Genomic DNA, 23,966 nt, shown 5'->3' on the forward strand with positions numbered 1-23,966 from the left:
AGGCGCGGGTCACCGGGCTCGGACGACGCGCCCTGACAGCGCCCCCGCAGGAACGCCAGAAGGCGCCACCCCGAGGGGTGGCGCCTTCTGTCTGGTGCTGAGCAGACGTGCCGCTCAAGCGCGAGGGGCCGCGAGGGCCCGCCGACTACTTGAGGGTGATCGTCGCGCCGGCGGCCTCGAGCTGAGCCTTGGCCTTCTCGGCGGCTTCCTTGTTCGCGCCCTCGAGGACGGTGCTGGGGGCACCGTCGACGACGGCCTTGGCCTCGCCGAGGCCGAGGCTGGTGAGCGCACGGACCTCTTTGATGACCTGGATCTTCTTGTCGCCGGCAGCCTCGAGGACGACGTCGAAGGAGTCCTTCTCCTCGACCTCTTCGGCGGGGGCGGCGGGGCCGGCGGCACCGGCGGCGGCCACGGGGGCAGCAGCGGTGACCTCGAAGACCTCTTCGAACTTCTTCACGAACTCGCTGAGCTCGATGAGCGTGAGCTCCTTGAAAGCCTCGATCAGTTCGTCCTGCGTGAGCTTCGCCATGATTTTCTCCTTGTTGTGTAGCTGAAGTGGGGGTTGGTGCGACAGCGCTTAGCTGTCGGCTTCCTGCTTCGCGCGCAGCGCCTCGACCGTGCGGACGGCCTGCGAGAGCGGAGCCTGGAACAGGTACGCAGCACCGAACAGCGAGGCCTTGAAGGCGCCGGCCAGTTTGCCCAGCAGCACCTCTCGGGACTCGAGGTCGGCGAGCTTGTTGACCTCGTCTGCCGAGAGAGGGTTACCGTCGAAGTAACCGTTCTTCACGATCAGAGCGGGGTGTGCCTTGGCGAAGTCACGCAGGCCCTTGGCGACGGCGACAGGGTCACCGTGGACGAAGGCGATCGCAGAAGGTCCGACGAGTTCGTCGTCGAACGAGCTGATTCCGGCGTTGTTCGCCGCGATCTTGCTGAGCGTGTTCTTCACCACGGCGTACGTCGCGTCTGCACTGATGGACTTGCGGAGCTCTTTCAGCTCGGCAACAGTGAGACCGCGGTACTCGGTGAGCAGGACGGCGGTCGAGTCACGGAAGTTCTCCGTGAGCTCGGCGACCGATGCTTCCTTGTTCGCCATGGCTCTCCTAAAACGTGGGTGTGCCGGCAGCCCCCGGGCACTCGACCACGCCTGCTCGAAACGAGACGGCATGAAAAAAGCTCCGGCACAGGGGCACGGAGCTGGATCTCTTCGAGAAGAGGAACGACTTCACACACCTGCGCTGGTCGCTCTCTCTCGAGAACCTTCGGCACCCGTCTGCGAGCAGACGAGCACAACCGGCGGTCTTGGGCTTCGTACAGAGTAGACGCAGGAGGCGCGTTCACGCAAGTCGCGCCTCCTCGCCGTCGCGGGCGTCCACGACGACGGGCGTCGCGAGCGGGAGGCGCACCGTGAAGGTCGCCCCCGCGGCCGAGCTGTCGACGTCGACCGTGCCGCCGTGCGAGTGGACGACGGCCTCGACGATGGCGAGGCCGAGGCCGGTCGAGCCGGCCTTCCGCGAGCGCGAGCTGTCGGCGCGGGCGAACCGCTCGAAGAGCACGGGCAGCACGGCCTCGTCGATGCCGGGGCCGTCGTCGGCCACCGAGACGACGGCCCGCCCCGACGCGTCGTCGACCGTCAGCGAGACGTGCACGTGGGTGCCGTCGGGCGTGTGGGTGCGCGCGTTGGTCAACAGGTTGGCGACGATCTGGTGCAGGCGCATGGCGTCACCCGACACCGTCACGGGTTCGTCGGGCACGTAGACGTCGACGTCGTGCGTCGGGCCGGCCACGTGGGCGTCGTTGACGGCGTCGAGCACCACGCGGGTGAGGTCGACGTCGCCCGTGACGAGGTCGCGCCCCTCGTCGAGGCGCGCGAGCAGCAGCAGGTCCTCGACGAGCGAGGTCATGCGCAGCGACTCGGACTCGATGCGCCCCATGGCGTAGACGACGTCGTCGGGCAGGCCGGCGTTCATGCGTCGGGTCAGCTCGGCGTAGCCGCGCACCGAGGCGAGCGGCGTCCGCAGCTCGTGCGAGGCGTCCGCGACGAACTGCCGCACCTTGTTCTCGCTCTGCTGTCGGGCCTCGAGCGCGCCCGCCACGTGGCCGAGCATGCGGTTGAGCGACGCGCCGACCCGCCCGACCTCGGTGCGGGTGTCGGCGTCGGCGTCGTCGACGCGTTCCGCCAGCGCCACCTCGCCCCGGTCGAGGGGCAGTTCGGCGACCCGCAGGGCCGTGTCGGACATCCGCTCGAGCGGTCGCAGGGCGCTGCGGACGACGGCGTAGGCGATGGCGATGGCGATCGCCAGGCCGACGACGGTGATCGCCACGATGACGGCCACCATGCGGGTCACCGTCGTCGACACGCTGTCCATCGGCAGGCCGACGACGATGTAGCCGTAGGTCGTCGTGGTGCCGACCCCCGAGGTCGGGACGAGCTGCACGGGCTGCGCCTCGACCCGGTACGAGCCGAGGTCGCCGCCCAGGTCGACCGTCGTGGGGTCGGTCGACCCGACGACCGACAGGACGGCCGCGGCGTTCGCCGACGTCACCGGGTCGTCGACGTCGCCGAACGAGTCGATGCTGTAGGCGGCGGTGACCCGCTGGCCGACCACGAGGGCCGTGAAGGTGCCCGGCGCCTGGCGGGGCCCGAGCAGGTCGGCCTCGTCGGGAGACACGCTCGGCCGACCGGAGTCGGCCCCTCCGCCCGCCGGACCGCTCAGGGCCCGGTTCGTCGCCTGGCCCAGCTCGTCGTCGAGCTGGTCGACGAGCGAGCTGCGGAGCGCGACGACGCTCACCGCGCCGATCACGATCGTCAGCAGCACCACGAGGGCGACGATGCTGAGGATCAGGCGGTTGCGCAGGGTGAGCGGCCCGGCGAGCCCGGGCGCCCGACGCACGAGGCCCCGGAGGCGCGAGCCCACCCGGGCGGGCAGGGCATCGGTCACGACGTGGGCTTGATCACGTAACCCACGCCCCGCACGGTGTGGATCATGGGCTCTTCGCCCACGTCGATCTTCTTGCGCAGGTACGAGATGTAGATCTCGACGACGCTGGACTTGCCACCGAAGTCGTAGCTCCAGACCCGGTCGAGGATCTGCGCCTTGCTCAGCACGCGCCGCGGATTGCGCATCAGGAAGCGCAGCAGCTCGAACTCGGTCGCGGTCAGCTCGATCTCGCGGCCGGACCGGGTCACCTCGTAGCTCTCCTCGTCGAGGACGAGGTCGCCGACGACGATGCGTGAGTCGCCGGCCTCGCTGACGGCCGAGGCCGACCGCCGGATCAGGCCGCGCAGGCGGGCCACGACCTCTTCGAGCGAGAAGGGCTTGGTGACGTAGTCGTCGCCCCCGGCCGTGAGGCCCGACACGCGGTCCTCGACGCTGTCCTTCGCGGTGAGGAACAGGATGGGGGTGTCGTCGCCGCTCGAGCGCAGCCGGCCGAGCACCTGGATGCCGTCGATGTCGGGCAGCATCCAGTCGAGCACGATGGCGTCGGGCTTGAACTCGCGGGCCGTGGCGAGCGCCGCCTGCCCGTCGGAGGCGGCCTTGACGTCCCACCCCTCGTAGCGCAGGGCCATCGAGAGCAGGTCGGTGAGGCTGTTCTCGTCGTCGACGACGAGGACTCGGAGGGGCGTTCCGTCGGCACGGGTGAGGCGCGGGGCCGAAGCGGTGGCGGGGGTCGTTGTGGTCACCTCTCCAAGTATCGAGCGGTTCCTATGAACGGACTGTGATCGGACGATGAGCAGGCTGCACATGTCTCATAGCCGCCTCATGGCGTGCTGATCGGCCCCTCATCGAGCTCGTCCCTAGGTTCGCTCCGGCGGCAGGCCCTCCCGGCCCGGCACCGCCCCAGTCAAGGAGCCCCCACCATGTTCTTCACCTACCTGCGCCGAGAACTCGGCAACAGGCGCAAGCAGACGGTCGTCATCGCCATCGGCATGGCGCTCGCCATCGCCCTCGTCATCATCGTCAACGGCGTCGCCTCCGGCGTGCGCGACGCCCAGTCGTCCGTGCTCGAGTCCGTCTACGGCGTCGGCACCGACGTCACGATCACGCAGACCGCCGAGCCCGGCACCGACGGCGGCGGCCCCGGCCAGCGGTTCGACTTCGGCTCGGGCGACGGCAGCACGGAAGGCGGCAGCACCCAGGTCGCGCAGAGCACCCTCTCGGCGGCCCGCGGCACGGCCACCTTCGACGCCTCGACGCTCACCACCGTCGAGGGGGTCGACGGCGTCGCCGCCGCCACCGCCACCCTCAGCCTGCAGGCCTCGAGCTTCTCGGGCACGCTGCCGGACTTCTCGCAGGGCGGCACGAGCGGCACGGGAGGCACGGGCACCGCCCCCGACCCGGGCACCGGCACCGACTCGGGCGCCACGCAGCAGTCCCCTCCGACCGGCGGGGCCGACGGCGCGGGCGGCAGCTCGTTCGACGTCGACCAGTTCGCCGTCGAGGGCATCGACGTGACCGCGGACGCGGTCGGCCCGCTCACGAGCGTCTCGCTGGTGGACGGCCGCACCTTCACCGCCGCCGACGCCGGACAGGACGTCGTCGTGCTCGACCAGACCTACGCCACGAGCGCCGACCTCGCCACCGGCGACACCCTCGCCATCGGCGGCACCGACTTCACCGTGATCGGCGTCGTGGCGTCCACGTCGTCCGACGCGGCGACCGCGAGCGACACGTACGTCCCGCTCGACACGGCCCAGGCCGTCAGCGGGCTGACCGGACAGATCAGCGACGTCTACGTCACGGCCGCGAGCGCGAGCGACGTCGACTCGCTGAAGACCGACCTCGAGGCCGCCCTGCCCGACGCGACCGTCAGCACGCAGTCCGACCTCGCGTCCAGCGTCTCGGGTTCGCTCTCGACCGCCTCGGGCCTGGTCTCGACCCTCGGCACCTGGCTCTCGGTCGTCGTGCTGGCCGCCGCGTTCGCCCTCGCCGTCCTGTTCACGGTCTCGGGCGTCGGCCGACGCACCAGGGAGTTCGGCACCCTGAAGGCCGTCGGCTGGAGCAACGCGCGCATCACCCGTCAGGTCGCCGGCGAGTCGCTCGTGCAGGGCCTGATCGGCGGCGTCGTCGGCGTCGCGGTCGGCCTGCTCGGCATCGTCGTGGTCAACGCGATCGCCCCGACGCTCTCGGCGTCGGCCGCGAGTTCGTCCGGCCCCGGAGCGGGCGGCCCGGGCGGCGTGCCCGGCGGCGCCGCCACCGCGGCCGCCGGCACGGCGACCCAGGGAGGCGCGGCGACCGGTGCCGCCAGCGGCTTCGGTCAGCAGGTGGTCCAGGCCACGACCGACGTCGTGCTGCACGTCCCGGTCTCGCTCACGATCGTCCTGTTCGCCGTGGGGCTCGCCGTGCTCGGCGGCCTCCTGGCCGGCGCGATCGGCGGCTGGCGGGCCTCGCGGCTGCGCCCCGCCGAAGCGCTGCGGAGCGTCGCGTGAGCCGCGCCGAGGCGGGGGCGGCCGGCGTGACCGACGCGACCCGCGCCTCCTCGTCCCCCGCCGACCGGCACGTCCCCGCCGAGCGGCACTCCCCCGCCGACCGGCACTCCCCCACCGCACCGCACGCACCCGAAGGGCACCGACCGATGTACCGCCTCACCGACGTCGTCAAGACGTACTCGCAGAAGAAGAAGACCGTGACCGCGCTGGCCGGCGTCACGCTCGAGATCCCGGCCGGCCAGATGGTCGCGATCCAGGGGCCGACCGGCGGCGGCAAGTCGACGCTGCTGCAGATGCTCGGCGCCCTGGACCGACCCACGAGCGGCACGGTGCTGCTCGGCGAGCACGACCTGTCGAAGGCCGGCGACCACGCCCTGGCCGCGGCCAGGGGGCGCGAGATCGGCTTCGTGTTCCAGGGGTTCAACCTGATCCCGACCTTGACGGCGGCCGAGAACGTCGAGACGGCGTTCGCCGACGGCTCGGTGCCCCGCGACGAACGGCGTCGACGGGCGGCCGCCGCCCTCGCCTCGGTCGGCCTCGCCGAGCGCGCCGACCACCTGCCCGTCGAGCTCTCGGGCGGTCAGCAGCAACGCGTCGCCGTCGCCAGGGCCCTGGTCAAGGAGCCCACGGTGCTGCTCGCCGACGAGCCCACCGGGTCGCTCGACGAGGCGACCCGTGACGAGATCATGGACCTGCTCGAGGGCGTCTGGCGCGAGCGCGGCCTGACCCTGGTGATCGTCACGCACGACTCGGCGGTGGCGAGGCGGGCCGAACGCCGGCTGCACCTGAAGGGAGGCCGGGTCACCGAGATCTGACCGCGGGCGTGCCGGGGCCGTGCCAGGGCCCCGGCGTCAGCCCAGGGGGTAGTCCGCGCAGGCGAAGCGGCCCGAGTCGGGGGCCCAGCAGGGCACGTTGATCGTGCCCTGGCCGCCGAAGAGGGCGAGGACGTCGTGCGGCTCCCGACCCGGCACGGGCAGGCCGTCGGGGCCGAGCGGCAGGGTGCGCAGCACCACGTCGCGGTCCTCGGGGTGGCCGATCGTGCCGGGCTCGAACGACACCCAGAGCAGCGTCCCGCCGTCGGGCGACACGTGCGGGAACCAGTTGACCCGCTCGTCGTGCGTCACCTGGACGACGTCGCCGCCGTCGAGGCGGCTGCGGAAGAGCTGGGCGTGACCGGCGACCCCCGCGGAGGCGCGTTCCGAGTTCGTCCACAGCCAGGCGCCGTCGGGCGAGAACTCGGCCCCGTCGTCCGGGTGCTCGTCGTCGGTCACCGGCGTGGTGGCGCCGTCGGCCCGCGAGACCAGGGCGACGTCCGTCCGCCAGCCGGCCCGCGCCTCCTCGTCGTCCGGGTCGTCGACCGGGGCCGGCAGGGCGCCGACGATCACGCTGAGCGTGGCGCCGTCGGGCGAGACGCCGTGCAGGTAGTTCTTGTGGTTGCGCCCGGCGGGGTGGTCGCGGGTCACCCGGCGCGCGGTGCCGCCCGGGGCGACGCCGTCCCAGGGCACCTCGTACAGGTGGCCGTCGCGGGCGCTGACGATCACCGCACCCTGGTCGGGGACGATCACGTGGTCGTTGTTGATCTCGGGCACGTCGCCCATCGGCACCGGTTCGAGCGCGGCCTCGTCGACCCCGCGCGCGTCGGCCGGCAGCCGCCAGAGCAGGCCGTCGCCGTTGACCACGAGCCAGCGGCCGTCGGGGCTCCAGTTCGGGGCCTCGACCAGCAGGCGGCTGCTCTCGAGGACCACCTCGACGTCGCCGGTCGCGGGGTCGACGACGAGCAGGCGGCTGCGTCGTCCGGGCAGGAGGGTTCGGGGCATGCGGTCAGTCTGCCGTCACTGGTTCGAGAAGGCGGCGTCGAAGGAGGCGCTCGGCCGCTGCCAGAGCAGCGACCGGACGTACGCCAGCGCCTCGGGGGCGCCGTGCAGGCGGTCCATGCCGGCGTCCTCCCACTCGATCGAGATCGGGCCGTCGTAGCCGATGGAGTCGAGGGCACGGAAGGCGTCCTCCCAGTGCATGTCGCCGTGACCCGTCGAGACGAAGTCCCAGCCGCGGCGCGGGTCGCCCCAGGGCAGGTGCGACCCGAGCACGCCCGACCGGCCGGTGGGCGGCTTGATGCGGGTGTCCTTGCAGTCGACGTGGAAGATCCGGTCGGCGAAGTCGGTGATGAACGACACGGTGTCGACGCCCTGCCAGAGCATGTGCGACGGGTCCCAGTTGAAGCCGAACGCCGGCCGGTGGTCGATGGCCTCGAGGGTGCGGACGCTCGTCCAGTGGTCGTAGGCGATCTCGCTCGGGTGCACCTCGTGGGCGAACCGGACGCCCTCGGCGTCGAACACGTCGAGGATGGGGTTCCAGCGGTCGGCGAAGTCCTGGTAACCGGCGTCGATGACGCTCGCCGGCACCGGCGGGAACATCGCGACGTACGGCCAGATCTTCGACCCGGTGAAGCCGACGACGGTGTCGACGCCCATCTTGCGGGCGACGCGCGCCGCGCGCTTCATGTCCTCGGCGGCCCGCCGTCGGACGCCCTCGGGCTCGCCGTCGCCCCAGGTGGACGGCCGCACGATCGCCTGGTGCCGGAAGTCGATCGGGTCGTCGCAGACCGCCTGGCCGGTCAGGTGGTTCGAGATCGCCCAGACGCGCAGGCCGTGCCGGTCGAGCACGTCGAGGCGCGAGCGCAGGTAGGCGTCGTCCTGGTCGGCGCGCTCGAGGTCGAGGTGGTCGCCCGAGGCGGCGATCTCGAGGCCGTCGTACCCCCAGCCGGCGGCGAGCGCCGCGACCTCGTCGAACGGCAGGTCGGCCCACTGGCCGGTGAACAGGGTGACGGGGCGCGAGCTCTCGGTCATGGGGTCCTTCCAGGGTGCGGCGGTGCGGGCGACGGCGACGGCGGGTGGGCGGGGTCAGGGCAGCTCGACCCACGTGCGCGCGGCGGCGGACGCGAGGACGGCCTCGGTCACCCGCACGGCGCGGAGGCCGTCGGCGAACGTGGGCAGCCCCTCGGGCGAACCCCCGCGGACGGCGTCGTGCGCGTCGCGGACGAACCCTGCGAAGGCGTCGACGTAGCCCATCGGGTGCCCGGCGGGCACGGTGGACAACCGCGCGGCGTCGGGAGCGAGCACCGCGGCGTCGCGGGCGACGAGCTGGGTGCCCGAGCGGCGACCGACCCAGAGCGTCTCGGGCTCCTCCTGCGAGAACTCGAGGCTCTCGGCCGTGCCCGACAGGTCGAGCAGGAGGCGGTTCTTGCGACCCGGCGCCACCTGCGACACGAAGAGGGTGCCGATCGCACCGCGGGCCGTCTCGAACACGACGGCCGCCTCGTCCTCGGTGTCGACCGACGAACCGCCGCGGTGCGCGTGCACCGTCCGGGTCGTCGAGGTCAGCCGGGCCAGTCGGTCGCCCAGGACGAATTCGAGCAGGTCGACCAGGTGGCTGCCGATGTCGGCGAAGGCCCGCGACGGGCCGCCCGCCGCCGAGTCGACGCGCCAGTCGACGTCGGTGCTGTCCAGCAGCCAGTCCTGCAGGTACGAGCCCCGCACGCTCAGCACGCGGCCCGCCTCGCCCGAGGCGACGCGTGCCCGCGCCTCGCGGACCATCGGGTGGTACCGGTAGACGAAGGGCACCGCACCGACCAGGCGCCCGTCGCGGGCGGCGGCGACCAGGGCCTCCGCCTCGGCGGACGAGGTCGCGAGCGGCTTCTCGCAGACGACGTGCTTGCCGGCGGCGAGCGCCGCCAGCGCGACCGGGGCGTGCGTGGCGTTCGGCGAGCAGACGTGGACGACGTCGACGCCGGGGTCGGTCACCAGGTCGTCGACGCTCTCGTGCGCCGTGTCGACGCCGAGCACCCCCGCCGCCCTGGCCGCGCTCGACGCGCTCGACGAGGCCAGGGCGACCACCCGGGCGCCGGCCGACCGTGCGGCCCCGGCGTGCACGCGGGCCATGAAGCCGCCGCCCACGATGCCGACGCGGAGGGGTTCGACCGGCACCGCGCCTCCTCGGCTCGGCGTGGTCCGCCCGGCCGGGCCGGCGGTGGCGCCCACCGGCTCCACCGCCGTGGCCACGGCCGGCTCCGTCACTTCACGGCCCCCGACGACAGCCCGGTGATCAGGTGTTTCTGGACGAGCATGAAGCCGATCAGCACGGGCAGCGAGACCACGACCGAGGCCGCCATCAGCTGGTTCCAGTAGACGTCCTGCTGCGAGGCGTAGGCGCGGAGGCCGATCGAGAGCGTCCTGGTGTCCTTGCTCGTGAGCACCGAGGCGAAGAGCACCTCGCCCCAGGCCGTGATGAAGGCGTAGACCGCGACGGCGATGATGCCGGGCTTCGCGACCGGGATCACGACGCGGAACAGCGCGCCGAGGCGACCCGTGCCGTCGATCATCGAGGCCTCTTCGAGCTCTTTCGGGATCGACGCGAAGTAGCCCGTCAGCATCCAGATCGAGAACGGCAGCGAGAAGGTCATGTACGTGATGATCAGGCCGAGGTAGCTGCCGGTCAGCTGCACGCCGACCGTCCGCTGGATCTGCACGAAGATCAGGAACAGCGGCAGCAGGAACAGGATGCCCGGGAACATCTGCGTCGAGAGCACGACCAGGCTGAAGCTGCGCTGGCCCTTGAACCGCAGGCGGGCCAGCGAGTACGCCGCCAGCACGGCCATCGCGACCGAGAGCACCGTCGCCGAGATCGTGACGATCAGGCTGTTCTTGAAGTACGAGGCGAGCGGCACGGTCTGCCAGATCTGCACGTACGGTTCGAGCGTCACCCGGCTGGGGATCCAGGTGAAGAGCCCCTGGACGTCGGCGAGCGGCTTGATCGAGGTCGTCAGCACCACGTAGAGCGGCACGACCACCACGAGCGACAGGAAGGCCAGCCCGAAGAAGCGGAAGACCTTGAACCCGCGGGTCTCAATCATCGTGTTGTCCCTTCGGCAGAACCATGCGGATGTAGAACGCCGACGCGATCAGAAGCACGACCAGGAGCATGACGCTCATGGCACCGCCGAGGCCGAAGTTCCAGTTGTTGAACGACTGCTGGTAGATCAACGGCGAGATGAGGGTCGCCTGCTCGGGCGAGGCCGGGCCGAAGAGCACGTAGGGCACGTTGAACTGGTTGAAGATCCACAGGCTCATGATCAGCAGCAGCACGGCGTTGGCCGGCTTGACCATGGGCAGGGTGATCTGCGTGAACTGCTTCCAGAGGCTGGCGCCGTCGAGGCTGGCGGCCTCGTAGACGTCGCCCGGGATGTTCTGCAGCGCGGCGAGCAGCATGAGGAAGGCGAACGGCCAGAACTGCCAGGCCGTCACGATGACGATGGCCCAGAACGAGTTGCCGCCGAGCAACCAGAAGGGGCGGTCCTGCAGGATGCCCAGGTCGTCGACCAGGAACCGGTTGATCGCCCCGTCGCGCTGGTTGAACATGAAGGCCCAGGCGATGGTGCCGACGTACGAGGGCAGCGCGTAGGGCACGAGGAAGAGCGTGCGCAGGATGCCGCGGCCCTTGAACGAGCTGGTGAGCAGCACGGCACCCAGCATGCCCATGCTCCACGCGATGGCGACGACGATGACCGTGAAGAGCACGGTGCGACCGAGGGCGCCGTAGAGCTGGGCCGCGATCGGCGAGCTGGGGTCGAGGGCGGTGACGAAGTTGCGCAGGCCGACGAAGGGCGCGTTGACCCAGTTGGCGATGCTGAGCTGGTTGAGGGTGATGAAGGCGATCCACACGCCGAGCACCATCGGGACGATGTGGACGAGCAGTTCGGCGAGGGCGGCCGGGGCCACGAGCAGGTAGGCGAGCGGCGAGCGGTGCTTCTTGCGCTTGGCGGGCTCGAGCGGGGCCTGCTGGTGCGGGTCGGGCGGCAGGTCCTCGACGGCGGTGGCGGGGGGCAGGACGTTGACGGTCATGAGGGTCCTCTCGGGGCCTCGACGGGGGCGGCCGGTCGCTCGGACCGACCGCCCCCACCGGTGGCGGTGGGACGGGCTACTGACCCGAGCTCATCTGACTGTTCGCGTCCTCGAGGGCCGACTCGACGTCGGACTCGCTGACGGAACCGCCCTGGGCTGCGGTGGCGAGGAGGTTCTTGATCGCGGTGCCGACCAAGGTCTCCATCTGCCCCTCGGAGGGGTAGAGGGGCATGGGCTGGGCGTGGTCGGCGAGCGTGACCTGCTTCAGCTTGATGGTGTCCGACTGGAACGCCGGGTCGTCGTACGCGCTCGTGACCACGGGCAGCGAGCTGAACGACTTGTTGAGGTAGACCTGCTCGGAGTCGCTCGTCAGGTGCTTGACGAAGTCGATCGCGGCGGCCTTGTTGTCGCTGTTCTCGAACACGCTGACGTTGATGCCGGCCACGTGGCTCTGGGTGCCCAGCAGCCCGGTGGCGTCGGCGGACTCCATCGGCACCGGCGCGGCCGCGTAGTCCGTGAAGTCCCGGGCGGCGAGGTTGGCGTCGGGGGCCTGGTCGAAGAACATGGCCGCCTTGCCGTCGGCGAAGGTCGCCGCCATGTCGGAACCGTTGACGCTCTCGGCGTCCGAGGGCGAGACCACCTTGTCGACGGCCATCAGGTCGACCCACTCCTTGACGCCCTTCACGACACCGTCGTTGCCGAAGTCCGGGTTGCCGTCGGAGTCGTAGAGCGCCCCGTCGTTCTGCAGGCCGCGGACGAACGCCTGGTGCGAGTTGTTCGAGATGCTCGACCCGGCCATCGTGACGCCCCACTGGTCGATGGTGCCGTCACCGTCGGTGTCCACCGTCAGCTTCTTGGCGTCCTCGACGAACTCGTCCCACGTGGCGGGCGGCGTCGTGATGCCGGCCGCCTCGAACATGGCCGTGTTGTAGTACAGCGAGTAGGCGAGCCCGTACAGCGGGATCGACGTGGGTGCCTGGCCCTCGGCACCACCGGTCGCGAAGCTGGACTGCACGAAGCGGTCCTGGCCGCCGACCTGGTCGAGGGCGTCGCCCTCCCACGGCACGAACGCACCGCTGGACTGCAGCGACACCGCCCAGGTGTTGCCGATGTTGAGCACGTCGGGCCCCTCGCCGCTCGAGACGGCGGTGAGGATGCGGTTGTAGAGGTCGGACCACGGGATGACCTCGAGGTCGACCTTGACCCCGGTCTCCTCCGTGTAGCGATCGATGCTCTCCTGCAGGATCTCGGCGTCCTTCTCGACCGTCGGGGCCTGGTTGCTCGCCCAGTAGGTGATGGTGTCGGAGTCGCCGCTGCCGCCCGAGGCGCTGCAGGCGGTCATCGATCCGACCGAAAGGGCTCCGACCGCGAGGGCGGCGAGCCAACGGAACTTCGTTTGCATGACTTCTCCTGGTGTCTCTTCTTCGAGATTTCTCTACATCGAGTGGGGGAAGGGGTGGTGCGTGGTGCTGTGTCGTGCGGGTGGTGCTGTGTCGTGCGGGTGGTGCTGTGTCGTGCGGGTGGTGCGCTCGGGGGCGGGTGGGGAGGCCCGGTGCCGGCGTCGAGGAGGCGCCGGCACCGCACCGGGTCAGCCGAGGGTCGGGACGGAGGGGTCCCAGCTCTCGGGCAGTTCGGGCGTCGGCTCGAGGGTCGACTCGACGCGGACGCTCTCGTCGCGCTCGGCGGACTCGGCCAACGAGACCATGACGTCGAGGACGTGGAAGGCGAGTTCGCCGGGCACGCGTTCGCGGCGTCCCTCGCGGATCGCCTGGGCGAGCTCGGCGACGCCGGTGCCGCGCGTGAAGGTCGAACCCGTCGCGGCGACGACCGCGGGTTCGTCGGTGCCGGTGTGCACCGTCGTGTCGCCCTCGAACTCGTTCGGGTCGGGGAACACGGCGGTCCCCTCGGTGCCGGCGATCTCGACGAAGCCGGCCCGGGCGAGCTTCGAGTCGAAGCTGAAGACGGCCTGCGCGCTGGCCCCGCTCTCGAACTGCAGCAGGGCGCTGACGTGCGTCGGCACCTCGACGGGGAAGACCGTGCCGGCCTTCGGGCCCGAACCGATCACGCGGCTGTCGCGCGCCTTCGAAGCCGTCGCCGTGACCTTGGCGACGGGACCGAAGACCTGCACCAGCGTGGTCAGGTAGTACGGGCCGACATCGAACATGGGGCCGGCGCCGTCGGCGAAGAGGAACTCGGGGCTCGGGTGCCACGACTCGGGCCCTGGCACCTGGAAGAGCGCCAGTCCGGTGAGCGGCGTGCCGATGTCGCCGCGCGCGACGACCCGCAGGCCCGTCTGCAGTCCGGCGCCGAGGAAGGTGTCGGGGGCGACGGCCACCCGGACGCCGGCCTCCTTCGCCGCGGCGAGGAGGCGCGCGCCGCTCTCGCGGTCGAGCGCGTACGGCTTCTCGCCCCAGACGTGCTTGCCGGCGGCGACGGCCTGGAGGGCGACCTCGACGTGGGCCGCGGGGATCGTCAGGTTGACGACGATCTCGACCTCGTCGAGGGCGAGCAGCTCGGCGACGGTTCCGCTGCCGGGGACGCCCCACTTCTCGGCCTGGGCCGCGGCGCGGTCCTGGTCGATGTCGGCGACGAACAGGACCTTCAGGTCGGGGAACCGGGTCAGGTTGCCGAGGTACTGGTCGCTGATCACCCCGGCGCCGATGACGCCGACGCCGACCGGGCCGGTCCTGCCGTCGGACGCGACGGCGGGCCGGGAGGCGGTGGTCACGTCGCTCACGCGCGCACCCCCTGCAAGAACTCGAGACTGTCGGCCAGGGCCGTGAACACGTCGCCGACGTGGTCGTCGAGCTCGACGACCGGCGTGGCCTGACGCGCGGCCTGCAGGATGTCGCGGACCGGCATCGAGCCGCGGCCCACGGCGACCTGCTCGACGTCGTTCTTGTTCTTCGGGCCGTCCTTCACGTGGAGGAACTGCACCTTGTCGCCCAGGCGGGCCAGCAGCTCGGCCGCGTCCACGCCGCCGACCTCGACCCAGTAGGTGTCGATCTCGAGCACGACGTTCGCGGGCAGCGCCGCGGCGAACACCTCGAGGGCGGGGGTGCCGTCGATGAGGTTCTCGAGTTCGAACGCGTGGTTGTGGTAGCCGATGGTGAGGTCGTGGGCCGCGGCCGCGTCGGCGATGCCGCCGAGCTCCGCCGCGATCGCCTCGACGTCCTCGCGGGTGACCCACCGGGTCTCGTCGATGTGCGGGTCGATGATCGTGCCGACGCCGAGGCGGGTGGCGGCGGCGAAGATCGGCTCGAGGTCCTTGCCGATCAGGCCGACGTGCGCGCTGGGCGCGGTGAGCCCGGCGGCCGGCAGGGCCTCGGCGTACTCGTCGACGCGGTCGACGAACGCGTAGGGCTCGACCTGGGTGTAGCCGAGGTCGGCGATGCGCTGCAGGGTGCCGGGCAGGTCGGCGGCGATGGCGTCTCTGACCGTGTAGAGCTGGACCGAGATCGGGCTTGCGGTGGTCACCAGGGGTGTCTCCTCTTCCGAGTGGATGTGCGGCGGTGACGGGCACCGTCGGGGACTCTCAGCGGTCGAGCCGTCGACCGGTCACCCCCGGAAGAGTGGCGGTCGGCGTCGACCGAGACTCACCATAGGACCGCTTCTGTCGACCCGCAAGCAAAAGTCGTCGTTTTTTCGGCGGGCTTCTCTCGGCTGCCGTCGAGCCCTGTGGTTTACTGCTGCCATGTCCGACACGACGCGGTCGTCTGCCCTCGGCAGCACCGGGGCCAGCGAGATCTTCCAGCTGCTCCGCGACGGCGCGCCGCGCACCCGCGCCGAGCTGGCGGCGATGACCGGTCTCGCCCGGTCGACCATCGGCCTGCGCCTCGACGTCCTCGCCGAACTGGGGCTCGTCGGCCCCTTCGCCGACGCCGTCTCGACCGGCGGGCGACCGCCCTCGCGGGTCGCCCTCATCCCCTCGGCCCGGGTCGTGCTGGCCGCCGACTTCGGGGCCGGCCACGTCAACCTCGCCCTCACCGACCTCATGGGGGTCGAGCTGACCAGCGACCGCCGCCTGATCGACATCGCCGACGGGCCCGAGGCCACCCTGGGGGGCATGGTGACCGGGGCCGACGCCCTGCTCGACCGACTCGGACGCACCCGCGACGACCTCATCGGCGTCGGCATCGGGCTGCCCGGCCCCGTCCAGTTCGGCACGGGCCGACCCGTCAACCCGCCGATCATGCCCGGCTGGGACGGCTTCGACGTGCCCGGGTGGGTGCGCCGCCACCTCGACGTGCCCGTCCTCGTCGACAACGACGTCAACATCATGGCCCTCGGCGAACGCAGCCACGCGTGGCCCGGCACCGACCACTTCCTCTTCGTGAAGGTCGCGACCGGCATCGGCTCGGGCATCATCTCGGGCGGGCGCCTGCAGCGCGGGGCGCAGGGCATCGCGGGTGACATCGGCCACGTGCAGATCCCCCGCGGGGCCGGGGTCGTCTGCCACTGCGGCAACGTCGGCTGCCTCGAGGCCGTCGCCTCCGGCCCGGCCCTCGCCGCGTCGCTGCGGGCCCTGGGCCACGACTGCGAGGGCGGCCGCGAGGTCGTCGAGCTCGTCCGGGCGGGCAACCTCGACGCCGTGCAGGCCGTGCGTCAGGCCGGTCGCGACCTCGGCGAGGTGCTGACCGCCTGCGTCAACATGATCAACCCGTCGGTCATCGCGATCGGCGGCTCGATGGCCCAGGCCGGCGAGCACCTCCTGGCCGGCGTCCGCGAGGTCGTCTACCAGCGGTCGATGCCGCTGGCGACCGAGCACCTGAGCATCGTCCCCTCGCGGGCGGGCGACCGGGCCGGCCTCATGGGGGCGAGCATGCTCGCCATCCACCACGCGCTCTCCCCCGCCGCCATCGACGAGCTCGCCGCCGCCGTGTGACCGGCCGCGCCCGGCTCGTGCCCCTCGTCCGCGACACGGGGAGGCGCGGGTGTCGTCCTCGCGCCCGTCACGAGGGACAATGGTCACCATGACCGTCGTCCAACCCATGCTCGCCCTGTGGGACGACGACGAGCCGACGACCCCCGCCGCGCCTCCTGCCCACCTGTCGCGCGTGCTGGCCGACTCGTCCGATCGCATCGCCTGGCTGCGGGCCCGCAGCCAGGGCATCACGGCGACCGACGTCGCCCGGCTGTCGAGCCCCCGGGCCGTGCAGGCCGTCGTGCTCGACAAGCTCTACGGCAACGGCTTCGGCGGCAACGCCTACACCGACCACGGCCGGGCCCGCGAGCCCGAGATCGCGCGGTGGGTGCTGCAGCGACACGGCATCGAGGCGAGCCAGAAGCTGTTCCACGCGTTCGGCGAGCGACGGCACCTGGCCACGCCCGACGGCGTGACCGTCCGCGCCGACGGCACCGTCGAGCTGTGCGAGATCAAGACCACGAAGAAGGCCTGGTCGTCGATCCCCCGGTCGTACCTGCGCCAGGTCGCCTGGCAGCAGTACGTGCTGGGGGCCGAGCGCACGCTCGTGGTGTGGGAGCAACACGCGGACTTCGTGCCCGTACACGGCGACCCGCAGTGCCGGTGGGTCGAACGCGACGAGGACGAGATCCACCGCCTGGTGGCCCTCGCCGACCAGGTGCTCGACACGCTCGCCCGGCAGGCCCCCGTCGACCCGTTCGCCCCGGGCGGCCGGTCGTCGGCACCGCCGCCGCCGTTCGACGCCTACGAGGCGTACGAACCGCCGCCCTACGACCCGCTGCGCTGAGGACCGCCGCGCCGAGGGCCGCTGCGCCGAGGATCGCCGCGACGGGGAGCCTCCCGGTCGGGGTCGAGCAGGCGGAGCCGTGAGGCCGCGACGACGAGGGCGCCGATCGCACCGACCGCGACGGTGATGCCGATGCACCAGAGGGCGACGCCGCCGCCGCCGAGCGTCTGGACGTCGAGGAACGGGTACGGGACGAAATCGGCGCCGCGCGCGAGCACGACCACCACCCAGACCAGCGGGAACGCCAGGAACTGCCACACCCGCCGCCACGGCTGGCGGTCGCGGTCGGCGAAGACGATCCAGTCGAGCACGGCGTAGAGCGGGATCACCCGGTGGTACACGTCGCTCACCCAGGGCACCGTGTACGGGTCGGTCGAGGGGAGCCCGGCGAGCACCAGGTTGAAGACCAGGCCGGTCAGGGCGATGTACGTCGTGGCCCCGGCCCGCAGGGCGACCGTCCAGCGCGGTGGCCTCGCCCGACGCAGCACCGTGAAGGCCCCGACGAGCAGGGCGACCAGCACGATCAGGTTGCTCTGCACGGTGAAGTAGCCGAAGAAGTCGACGAACCGGTACCCGGGGTCGCGCAGGCTGCTCTCCCACTGGGTGACGACCGCCACCAGGACGGCGACGGCCGCCGCGACGCGCAGGACGGCGACCGATGCTCTCATGAGCACACCGTACCCATCGTTTCCCGGTCGGTGACACCCGCGAAACACGGGTGACTCATGCGTCCCGTTGACTGGCGTCACCACAGCGCCGGAGCCACGGCGCACACGAGCCGACAGGGGCCCCCGATGGACAGGACGATGCACACGACGATGCGTGCCATGGTGATCGAACGGACCGGCGGCCCCGAGCAGCTCGTCGCCGCCGACGTGCCCTACCCGCAGCGCGTGAACGCCGAGGTGCTCGTGCGCGTCGTCGCGGCCGGCGTCAACCGGTTCGACCTCGAGACCCGCGCCGGCCGCGGCGACAGCGGCGCCATCCCGACCTTCCCGGCCGTGCTCGGCCACGACTTCAGCGGCGTCGTCGTCGAGACGCCGTACGCGGCCCATCCGCTCCGCCCCGGCGACGCCGTCTACGGCATGGCCCCGTGCCCGAGGTCCGGCGGCAGCTACGCCGAGTACATCAGCGTCCCGTCGCTGTCGGTGGCCCGGAAGCCCACGACGTTGTCGCACGTCGAGGCGGCGGCCGTGCCGCTCGCGGCGTTGACGGCGTGGGGCATGGTCGTCGACGTCGCCAAGGCCCACGAGGGGCAGCGCCTGCTGATCAACGCCGGGGCCGGCGGCGTCGGGCACTTCGCCGTGCAGTTCGCCTCGTACTTCGGCGCGCACGTCGTCGCGACGGGTTCGCAGGCGAACTCGGCCTGGTTGCGAGAGCTCGGGGCGGCCGAGGTGGTCGACTACGGCGCCGCCGACGTCGACCAGAGCATCCGCCAGGTCGACGCCGTCATCGACCTGCTCGACGACGACGCCGAGGCCGACCGCGCCCTGCGGCTGCTGCGGCCCGGTGGTCTCGCCGTCCACGCCCCGCTGGCCTCCGGCGCCGCCTTCGCGGAGAAGGCGGCCCGGGCCGGCATCCGCTCGACCGGCTTCGCGGTCTCACCGGACGGCGCGACGCTGGCGATCATCTCCCGCCTGCTCGACTCGGGAGACGTGCGCGTCTACGTCGACGAGGTCTACGACCTGGCCGACGCGTGCGAGGCCCACACGCGCCTCGAGCGGTCGCACACCCGCGGCAAGCTCGTCCTGCGCGTCGCCGACGACACCGAGGCCGCCTGACCCGCCTCGTCGACGCCGGCGGGCGCGGGCGGTGCGCCTACAGACGCCGTTCGAGGACGAAGTCCTGCTGCAGGTCGTCACCGAGGGCGAAGGTCTTCGTGCCGACGCGCTCGAGCCCGTGCTTGGCGTAGAAGCGCAGCGCCCGCTCGTTCTGCTGGTTGACGCCGAGCCACACCGAGGAGGCGCCGGTCGCGCGGGCTGCCTCGATGGTCGCGGCCATCAGCGTCGACGCCGTTCCCGTGCCGTGACCCTGCGGCATGACGTAGAACTTGCTCAGCTCCACCGTGGGCCGCGACGCGACGACGGCCGAGACGTCGGCGTCGTCGGGGTCGCCCGTGACCATCATGCTGTAGCCGAGGGCGGCACCCCTGGCCGTCGGGTCCACGGCGAGCAGGACGATCCGCGAGTCGTCGGCGAGGTAGCGCGTGAACGCGTCCTCGGACAGCACGGTGGTGACCACCCTCGCGATGTCGGCGAGGTCGGACCCGGGCGGGCAGGCCAGGGGGAACGTCACCGCGGCGACCTCGGCGAGCAGGGCGGCGTCGGACGGGGTGGCGGGGCGCACGGTGACGGTCATCTGCCCATGGTGCCCCACCCGCGCCTCCTCACCCGACCGCATGGCGCCGCCTCGCCGCACGGTGGCACGACGAAGGCCGCCCCACCCGAGGGTGGGACGGCCTGCGTGCGACGGTTCGTCGAGGGTCGGTGCGACCTAGAAGACGTTGATGTCGAGGGGGATGCCGGGACCGAAGGTCGTCGACAGCGTGCCCTTGGTGATGTAGCGGCCCTTGGACGAGGAGGGCTTGAGGCGGACGACCTCGTCGAGCGCGGCGTCGAGGTTCGAGTTCAGCTGCTCTTCGGTGAAGCCGGCCTTGCCGATCACGAAGTGGACGTTCGCGTGCTTGTCGACGCGGAACTCGATCTTGCCGCCCTTGATGTCGTTGACGGCCTGGGCGACGTTGGGGGTCACGGTGCCGGTCTTGGGGTTGGGCATGAGGCCACGGGGGCCGAGCACCTTGCCGAGACGACCGACCTTGCCCATGAGCTCGGGGGTCGAGACGGCCGAGTCGAACGACGTGTAGCCGCCGGCGACCTTCTCGATGAGCTCGTCGCCACCGACCTCGTCGGCACCGGCCGCGATGGCGGCCTCGGCCGCGGCACCCGTCGCGAAGACGATGACGCGGGCGGTCTTGCCCGTGCCGTGCGGCAGGATGACGGTGCCGCGCACCATCTGGTCGGCCTTGCGGGGGTCGACGCCGAGCTTCAGCGCGACCTCGACGGTCGAGTCGAACTTCTTCGAACCGGTCTCACGAGCGACGGCGACGGCCTCGCTGGTGCTGTAGAACTTGCCTGCCTCGATCTTCTCGGCAGCGGCGCGGTACGCCTTGGACTTCTGAGCCATGTTGGACCTCTTCGTACTGGGGACGTGGTAGCGAGCCTGGCCGGCTCTCCCACTGGTGTCAGGGGCGTGCAGGCGGGTCGCCTGCACGGAGGGGTGCTGCTTAGGCGTCGACCGTGATGCCCATGGAGCGGGCGGTCCCGGCGATGATCTTCGCCGCGGCGTCGATGTCGTTGGCGTTCAGGTCGGCCTGCTTGGTCGTGGCGATCTCGCGGACCTGGTCCATGGTCAGCTTGCCGACCTTGGCGGTGTGCGGGGTCGACGAGCCCTTGGCGACGCCGGCTGCCTTCTTGATGAGCTCGGCGGCGGGCGGGGTCTTGAGGACGAACGTGAACGAACGGTCTTCGTACACGGTGATCTCGACGGGCACGACGTTGCCGCGCTGCGACTCGGTGGCCGCGTTGTACGCCTTGCAGAACTCCATGATGTTCACGCCGTGCTGACCCAGGGCCGGGCCGATGGGCGGGGCGGGGTTCGCGGCGCCGGCGTTGATCTGAAGCTTGATCAGACCCGTGACCTTCTTTTTCGGTGCCATTGTTCTTTTCCTTCTTCTGGGGTTCGAGCCGGTCGCGGTCGCGACCTGCTCTCCCGGTGGCCCGCGGCGCGGACTCCGGTGATCTGATGACCTGGGGGTGCTGGCGTCTGCCTGCTAGAGCTTCGTGACCTGGTCGAAGCTGAGCTCGACCGGCGTCTCGCGCTCGAACAGCGAGACCAGCACGGTGAGCTTGCCGCTCTCGGGCTTGATCTCGTTGATCGTACCGGGAAGTCCGGCGAACGACCCCTCTTTGATCGTGATCGTCTCGCCGATCTCGAAGTCGACCTCGGCGGGGATGACGCGCTGGGCCTGCTTGCCGCCCTTGGCGCCACCCTTGGCCGGGGCCGGGGTGGTGTCGACCTGGACGAGGCTCTTCAGCATGTTGAAGGCCTCTTCGAAGCGCAACGGCGTGGGGTTGTGGGCGTTGCCCACGAAGCCCGTGACGCCGGGGGTGTGACGGACGACCGACCAGCTGTCCTCGTTGAGGTCGAGGCGGACGAGCACGTAGCCCGGGATGCGCACGCGGGTGACGAGCTTGCGCTGACCGTTCTTGATCTCGACGACGTCCTCCATCGGGACCTCGACCTGGTAGATGTAGTCCTCCATGGTCATGGAGACCATGCGGTTCTCGATGTTCTGCTTCACGCGTCGCTCGAAGCCGGCGTACGAGTGGATGACGTACCACTTGCCGGGCTTGCCGCGCAGTTCGTAGCGGAAGGCCTCGTACGGGTCGACCTCGGCCGGCTCGTCGTCCTCGACCTCGGTGGCCGACACGTCGACGTCGACGTCGTCGTGCGCGATCTCGGCGTCGGCGTCCTGGACGGACTGCTCGGCCTCGGCGACGACGGCGTTCGCCGCGGTGGCGTCGCCCTCGTCGGCGGCCTGCTCGGCCTCGGAGTCGGCCTCGTCGTCGGTCGCCTCGACGGCGGCCTCGGCCTCGGCCGCGTCGTCGATGTCGAGCGCGTCGTCGACGATCGCGTCGGCCTCGGGGTCGCGCGCCTCGGCGAGCGTGTCGAGCAGGCCGTCGAGGTCGCTCGTGTCGGTCGAGCCGGCGTCGCCCTCGTCGACGATCGACAGGGCCTCGGTCTCGGCGGGCTCGACGGCGTCCTCGTCGGCGGCCAGCGTGCCGCCCTCTTGGGCCTCTTCGACCTCGGAGGACTGCTCGGCAGCGGTGGCGAGGTCGATGTCGTCGCGCTCGTTGTCAGGCAATGGTTCTTCTTTCGATCGGGGTTGTCGGGTGCTCGTGCCCGGTGGCACGGGCCCCGGGTCGCACATGGTGCTCGGGATGTCGCGACGGCGGCTCGACGTCAGCTGCCGGTCGGACCGTTGCCGAAGACGTACCCGACGCCGGTGCCGAACACCAGGTCGAGCAGCGAGACGAGGGCCATCATGATGACCACGAAGACCAGCACGACGCCCGTGTAGCTGAACAGCTCTTTGCGGGTCGGGGTGACGACCTTCTTGAGCTCGGCGATCACCTGGCGGATGAACAGCGCAATGCGGGCGAACGGGCTGCGACGCGTCGCGCTGTCGCTCTTCGCCTTGTCGACGACGTCCTCACTGGGGACGTCAACGTCTTTTCTCGCCACTGTTCCGACCTTCCGAGCTCGACCCGTGGGCCTGTGTCCGTATCTGTGTGTGATCACCGTGTCATGAGGAACACAGCCGGGCTGCAGGGCGGACAGGACTCGAACCTGCAACCTGCGGTTTTGGAGACCGCTGCTCTACCAATTGAGCCACCGCCCTATGGGATCGACGCCCTCCAGATGACCTCTCGGTCGGCCCCCCGGGGAGCCTGCCCCTCACCGCCCGGTCGTTGGTGAACCGGATTGCAGAGGCGCGCTGAAGCTTGGCGCATTCGATCGCCTCGTCAAGTGTAGGCGAAGCGACGGGCGGGTGCAAAGCCGGTCCGGCCCACGACGGTCCGACCCGGTCGGTCACGGCCCCTCGCGACCTGTCCCGCGCGGACCCTCCCCCGCTAGGCTTGCCCGCGTGACCCCGACCGCGCGCCGCCTCTCGTCCCGTATCTCGTCGATCGCCGAATCGGCCACGCTGGCCGTCGACGCGAAGGCCAAGTCGCTGTTGGCCGAGGGCCGCCCGATCATCAGCTACGGCCCCGGCGAACCGAACTTCCCCACCCCCGACCACATCGTCGAGGCGGCCGTCGTCGCCGCCCGCGACCCGCGCAACCACCGGTACTCGGCCGCGGCCGGTCTGCTCGAGCTGCGCGAGGCGATCGTCGAGAAGACCCTGCGCGACAGCGGCACGACGGTCACGACCTCGCAGGTCGTCGTCACCAACGGAGGCAAGCAGGCCGTCTACCAGGCCTTCCAGGCCCTGCTCGACGACGGCGACGAGGTGCTGCTGCCCGCGCCGTACTGGACGACCTACCCCGAGGCCGTCGCCCTCGCCGGCGGCGTGACGGTCGAGGTCTTCGCCGGTGCCGACCAGGGCTACAAGGTCACGGTCGAGCAGCTCGAGTCCGCGCGCACCGAACGCACCAAGGTGTTGCTCTTCTGCTCGCCGTCGAACCCGACCGGTGCCGTCTACTCCCCCGACGAGGTCGAGGCGATCGGCCGGTGGGCCCTCGAGGCCGGCGTCTGGGTGATCACCGACGAGATCTACCAGGACCTCACCTACGACGGAGTCACGGCGACGTCGATCACCGCGGCCGTGCCCGAGCTGGCCGACCAGGCGATCCTCGTGAACGGCGTCGCGAAGACCTACGCCATGACCGGCTGGCGCGTCGGGTGGATGGTCGGCCCCGCCGACGTGATCAAGGGTGCCGCGAACCTGCAGTCGCACCTCACCTCGAACGTCTCGAACGTGTCGCAGCGCGCCGCCCTGGCCGCCCTCACGGGCCCGCAGGACGACGTCGAGGCGATGCGCGTCGCCTTCGACGCCCGCCGCGGCACGATCGTGCGCGAGCTCAACCGCATCGAGGGCGTCGTCACGCCGACCCCCGAAGGAGCGTTCTACGTCTACCCCGACGTGCAGGGGCTGCTCGGCCGCGAGTGGGGCGGCGTCACGCCGACCACGTCCCTCGAGCTCGCCGACCTCATCCTCGAGCAGGCCGACGTCGCGACCGTGCCGGGCGAGGCCTTCGGCCCGAGCGGTTACCTCCGCCTGTCGTACGCGCTGGGTGACGACGAACTCCTCGAGGGCGTGCAGCGCCTCCAGCGCCTGTTCTCGTGACCGCGAGCCGCCCGCTCGTC

Annotated in this window: 24 protein-coding genes and 1 tRNA gene; 6 read left to right on the plus strand and 19 right to left on the minus strand. The window is 71.3% G+C overall.

Features of this window, described 5'->3' with window-relative positions; all coding sequences use genetic code 11:
• Nucleotides 1-145: 145 nt before the first annotated feature.
• The 4 genes from rplL to ABID81_RS02245 all read right to left on the minus strand — a co-directional run bounded on the left by rplL (nt 146) and on the right by ABID81_RS02245 (nt 3,694).
• A complete protein-coding gene (rplL, locus tag ABID81_RS02230; RefSeq protein WP_123518753.1) occupies nt 146-529 on the minus strand; it encodes a 50S ribosomal protein L7/L12 in 384 nt (127 codons plus the stop codon).
• Between the two features lie 48 nt (nt 530-577).
• Nucleotides 578-1,093 carry a 50S ribosomal protein L10 gene (gene rplJ / locus ABID81_RS02235; RefSeq protein WP_354593201.1) on the minus strand — a complete coding sequence of 172 codons (516 nt, stop codon included), beginning with the start codon at nt 1,091-1,093 and terminating at the stop codon, nt 578-580.
• 241 nt (nt 1,094-1,334) lie between these two features.
• Nucleotides 1,335-2,939, minus strand: a complete 1,605-nt coding sequence (locus ABID81_RS02240) for a sensor histidine kinase (protein WP_354593202.1) — start codon at nt 2,937-2,939, stop codon at nt 1,335-1,337.
• Nucleotides 2,936-3,694 (minus strand): response regulator transcription factor, encoded by a 759-nt coding sequence (locus ABID81_RS02245; RefSeq protein WP_488628686.1) that lies wholly within the window; start codon nt 3,692-3,694, stop codon nt 2,936-2,938. The genes ABID81_RS02240 and ABID81_RS02245 overlap by 4 nt, the downstream gene beginning before the upstream one ends.
• A 165-nt stretch (nt 3,695-3,859) precedes the next feature.
• Here ABID81_RS02245 and ABID81_RS02250 point away from each other — a divergent pair, with 165 nt between their 5' ends.
• Both ABID81_RS02250 and ABID81_RS02255 read left to right on the plus strand, forming a co-directional pair.
• Nucleotides 3,860-5,428 (plus strand): ABC transporter permease, encoded by a 1,569-nt coding sequence (locus ABID81_RS02250; RefSeq protein WP_354593203.1) that lies wholly within the window; start codon nt 3,860-3,862, stop codon nt 5,426-5,428.
• A 146-nt stretch (nt 5,429-5,574) separates the two neighbouring features.
• Entirely contained in the window at nt 5,575-6,243 is a 669-nt protein-coding gene (locus ABID81_RS02255) for an ABC transporter ATP-binding protein (protein ID WP_354593316.1), read from the plus strand.
• A 36-nt stretch (nt 6,244-6,279) separates the two neighbouring features.
• Here ABID81_RS02255 and ABID81_RS02260 read toward each other — a convergent pair whose 3' ends face one another.
• The 8 genes from ABID81_RS02260 to ABID81_RS02295 all read right to left on the minus strand — a co-directional run bounded on the left by ABID81_RS02260 (nt 6,280) and on the right by ABID81_RS02295 (nt 14,802).
• Entirely contained in the window at nt 6,280-7,245 is a 966-nt protein-coding gene (locus tag ABID81_RS02260) for a TolB-like translocation protein (RefSeq protein WP_354593204.1), read from the minus strand.
• A 15-nt stretch (nt 7,246-7,260) separates the two neighbouring features.
• Nucleotides 7,261-8,274 (minus strand): sugar phosphate isomerase/epimerase family protein, encoded by a 1,014-nt coding sequence (locus tag ABID81_RS02265; protein ID WP_354593205.1) that lies wholly within the window; start codon nt 8,272-8,274, stop codon nt 7,261-7,263.
• Between the two features lie 54 nt (nt 8,275-8,328).
• Nucleotides 8,329-9,486: a Gfo/Idh/MocA family protein gene (locus ABID81_RS02270; protein WP_354593206.1), complete on the minus strand. Its 1,158-nt coding sequence runs from the start codon at nt 9,484-9,486 to the stop codon at nt 8,329-8,331.
• 11 nt (nt 9,487-9,497) lie between these two features.
• Entirely contained in the window at nt 9,498-10,337 is an 840-nt protein-coding gene (locus tag ABID81_RS02275) for a carbohydrate ABC transporter permease (protein ID WP_056257769.1), read from the minus strand.
• Complete coding sequence (locus tag ABID81_RS02280; RefSeq protein ID WP_354593207.1) at nt 10,330-11,325, minus strand: carbohydrate ABC transporter permease; 996 nt, start codon at nt 11,323-11,325, stop codon at nt 10,330-10,332. Before ABID81_RS02280 ends, ABID81_RS02275 begins: the two co-directional genes overlap by 8 nt.
• A 76-nt stretch (nt 11,326-11,401) precedes the next feature.
• Nucleotides 11,402-12,727 carry an ABC transporter substrate-binding protein gene (locus ABID81_RS02285; protein ID WP_354593208.1) on the minus strand — a complete coding sequence of 442 codons (1,326 nt, stop codon included), beginning with the start codon at nt 12,725-12,727 and terminating at the stop codon, nt 11,402-11,404.
• A gap of 186 nt (nt 12,728-12,913) precedes the next feature.
• A complete protein-coding gene (locus ABID81_RS02290; protein ID WP_354593209.1) occupies nt 12,914-14,062 on the minus strand; it encodes a Gfo/Idh/MocA family protein in 1,149 nt (382 codons plus the stop codon).
• On the minus strand, nt 14,059-14,802 hold the full coding sequence (locus ABID81_RS02295) for a sugar phosphate isomerase/epimerase family protein (RefSeq protein ID WP_354593210.1): 744 nt from the start codon (nt 14,800-14,802) through the stop codon (nt 14,059-14,061). Before ABID81_RS02295 ends, ABID81_RS02290 begins: the two co-directional genes overlap by 4 nt.
• Before the next feature lie 217 nt (nt 14,803-15,019).
• Here ABID81_RS02295 and ABID81_RS02300 point away from each other — a divergent pair, with 217 nt between their 5' ends.
• Together ABID81_RS02300 and ABID81_RS02305 are read left to right on the plus strand one after the other, a co-directional pair.
• The gene (locus tag ABID81_RS02300; protein WP_354593211.1) at nt 15,020-16,210 is read left to right on the plus strand and encodes an ROK family transcriptional regulator; all 1,191 of its coding nucleotides are present in this window, start codon (nt 15,020-15,022) and stop codon (nt 16,208-16,210) included.
• A gap of 88 nt (nt 16,211-16,298) precedes the next feature.
• Nucleotides 16,299-17,036 (plus strand): YqaJ viral recombinase family protein, encoded by a 738-nt coding sequence (locus tag ABID81_RS02305; protein ID WP_502915167.1) that lies wholly within the window; start codon nt 16,299-16,301, stop codon nt 17,034-17,036.
• On the opposite strand, the gene ABID81_RS02310 is transcribed toward ABID81_RS02305, so the two are convergent.
• Nucleotides 17,018-17,704 carry a Pr6Pr family membrane protein gene (locus ABID81_RS02310; RefSeq protein ID WP_354593212.1) on the minus strand — a complete coding sequence of 229 codons (687 nt, stop codon included), beginning with the start codon at nt 17,702-17,704 and terminating at the stop codon, nt 17,018-17,020. The genes ABID81_RS02305 and ABID81_RS02310 overlap by 19 nt on opposite strands.
• Before the next feature lie 159 nt (nt 17,705-17,863).
• Here ABID81_RS02310 and ABID81_RS02315 point away from each other — a divergent pair, with 159 nt between their 5' ends.
• On the plus strand, nt 17,864-18,817 hold the full coding sequence (locus tag ABID81_RS02315; protein ID WP_354593213.1) for an NADP-dependent oxidoreductase: 954 nt from the start codon (nt 17,864-17,866) through the stop codon (nt 18,815-18,817).
• Nucleotides 18,818-18,854: 37 nt separating this feature from the next.
• Here the strand turns inward: ABID81_RS02315 and ABID81_RS02320 are convergent, their stop codons facing one another.
• The 6 genes from ABID81_RS02320 to ABID81_RS02345 all read right to left on the minus strand — a co-directional run bounded on the left by ABID81_RS02320 (nt 18,855) and on the right by ABID81_RS02345 (nt 22,497).
• Nucleotides 18,855-19,394: a GNAT family N-acetyltransferase gene (locus tag ABID81_RS02320; protein WP_354593214.1), complete on the minus strand. Its 540-nt coding sequence runs from the start codon at nt 19,392-19,394 to the stop codon at nt 18,855-18,857.
• 135 nt (nt 19,395-19,529) lie between these two features.
• Nucleotides 19,530-20,219 (minus strand): 50S ribosomal protein L1, encoded by a 690-nt coding sequence (rplA, locus tag ABID81_RS02325; protein WP_354593215.1) that lies wholly within the window; start codon nt 20,217-20,219, stop codon nt 19,530-19,532.
• Between the two features lie 100 nt (nt 20,220-20,319).
• Nucleotides 20,320-20,751, minus strand: coding sequence for a 50S ribosomal protein L11 (gene rplK, locus ABID81_RS02330; RefSeq protein ID WP_354593216.1), 432 nt, complete (start codon nt 20,749-20,751; stop codon nt 20,320-20,322).
• A 114-nt stretch (nt 20,752-20,865) separates the two neighbouring features.
• A complete protein-coding gene (gene nusG, locus ABID81_RS02335; protein ID WP_354593217.1) occupies nt 20,866-21,960 on the minus strand; it encodes a transcription termination/antitermination protein NusG in 1,095 nt (364 codons plus the stop codon).
• A 98-nt stretch (nt 21,961-22,058) separates the two neighbouring features.
• The gene (gene secE, locus ABID81_RS02340; protein ID WP_194594379.1) at nt 22,059-22,340 is read right to left on the minus strand and encodes a preprotein translocase subunit SecE; all 282 of its coding nucleotides are present in this window, start codon (nt 22,338-22,340) and stop codon (nt 22,059-22,061) included.
• Between the two features lie 84 nt (nt 22,341-22,424).
• Nucleotides 22,425-22,497, minus strand: a tRNA-Trp gene (locus ABID81_RS02345).
• A gap of 246 nt (nt 22,498-22,743) precedes the next feature.
• On the opposite strand from ABID81_RS02345, the gene ABID81_RS02350 reads away from it, so the two are divergent.
• Entirely contained in the window at nt 22,744-23,946 is a 1,203-nt protein-coding gene (locus ABID81_RS02350) for a pyridoxal phosphate-dependent aminotransferase (protein WP_354593218.1), read from the plus strand.
• Nucleotides 23,947-23,966 lie beyond the last annotated feature (20 nt).

The organism is Frigoribacterium sp. PvP054, assembly GCF_040547465.1.
Classification (GTDB): Bacteria; Actinomycetota; Actinomycetes; order Actinomycetales; family Microbacteriaceae; genus Frigoribacterium.

Bases quoted from the DNA above. Each gene is read 5' to 3' on its own strand.
- rplK (WP_354593216.1), bottom strand. From the start codon at position 20,751: ATGGCACCGAAAAAGAAGGTCACGGGTCTGATCAAGCTTCAGATCAAC.
- rplJ (WP_354593201.1), bottom strand. From the start codon at position 1,093: ATGGCGAACAAGGAAGCATCGGTCGCCGAGCTCACGGAGAACTTCCGT.
- ABID81_RS02265 (WP_354593205.1), bottom strand. From the start codon at position 8,274: ATGACCGAGAGCTCGCGCCCCGTCACCCTGTTCACCGGCCAGTGGGCC.
- ABID81_RS02280 (WP_354593207.1), bottom strand. From the start codon at position 11,325: ATGACCGTCAACGTCCTGCCCCCCGCCACCGCCGTCGAGGACCTGCCG.
- ABID81_RS02305 (WP_502915167.1), top strand. From the start codon at position 16,299: ATGACCGTCGTCCAACCCATGCTCGCCCTGTGGGACGACGACGAGCCG.
- ABID81_RS02315 (WP_354593213.1), top strand. From the start codon at position 17,864: ATGGTGATCGAACGGACCGGCGGCCCCGAGCAGCTCGTCGCCGCCGAC.
- ABID81_RS02300 (WP_354593211.1), top strand. From the start codon at position 15,020: ATGTCCGACACGACGCGGTCGTCTGCCCTCGGCAGCACCGGGGCCAGC.
- ABID81_RS02320 (WP_354593214.1), bottom strand. From the start codon at position 19,394: ATGACCGTCACCGTGCGCCCCGCCACCCCGTCCGACGCCGCCCTGCTC.
- ABID81_RS02260 (WP_354593204.1), bottom strand. From the start codon at position 7,245: ATGCCCCGAACCCTCCTGCCCGGACGACGCAGCCGCCTGCTCGTCGTC.
- rplL (WP_123518753.1), bottom strand. From the start codon at position 529: ATGGCGAAGCTCACGCAGGACGAACTGATCGAGGCTTTCAAGGAGCTC.
- rplA (WP_354593215.1), bottom strand. From the start codon at position 20,219: ATGGCTCAGAAGTCCAAGGCGTACCGCGCCGCTGCCGAGAAGATCGAG.
- ABID81_RS02310 (WP_354593212.1), bottom strand. From the start codon at position 17,704: ATGAGAGCATCGGTCGCCGTCCTGCGCGTCGCGGCGGCCGTCGCCGTC.
- ABID81_RS02255 (WP_354593316.1), top strand. From the start codon at position 5,575: ATGTACCGCCTCACCGACGTCGTCAAGACGTACTCGCAGAAGAAGAAG.
- ABID81_RS02275 (WP_056257769.1), bottom strand. From the start codon at position 10,337: ATGATTGAGACCCGCGGGTTCAAGGTCTTCCGCTTCTTCGGGCTGGCC.
- ABID81_RS02285 (WP_354593208.1), bottom strand. From the start codon at position 12,727: ATGCAAACGAAGTTCCGTTGGCTCGCCGCCCTCGCGGTCGGAGCCCTT.
- ABID81_RS02250 (WP_354593203.1), top strand. From the start codon at position 3,860: ATGTTCTTCACCTACCTGCGCCGAGAACTCGGCAACAGGCGCAAGCAG.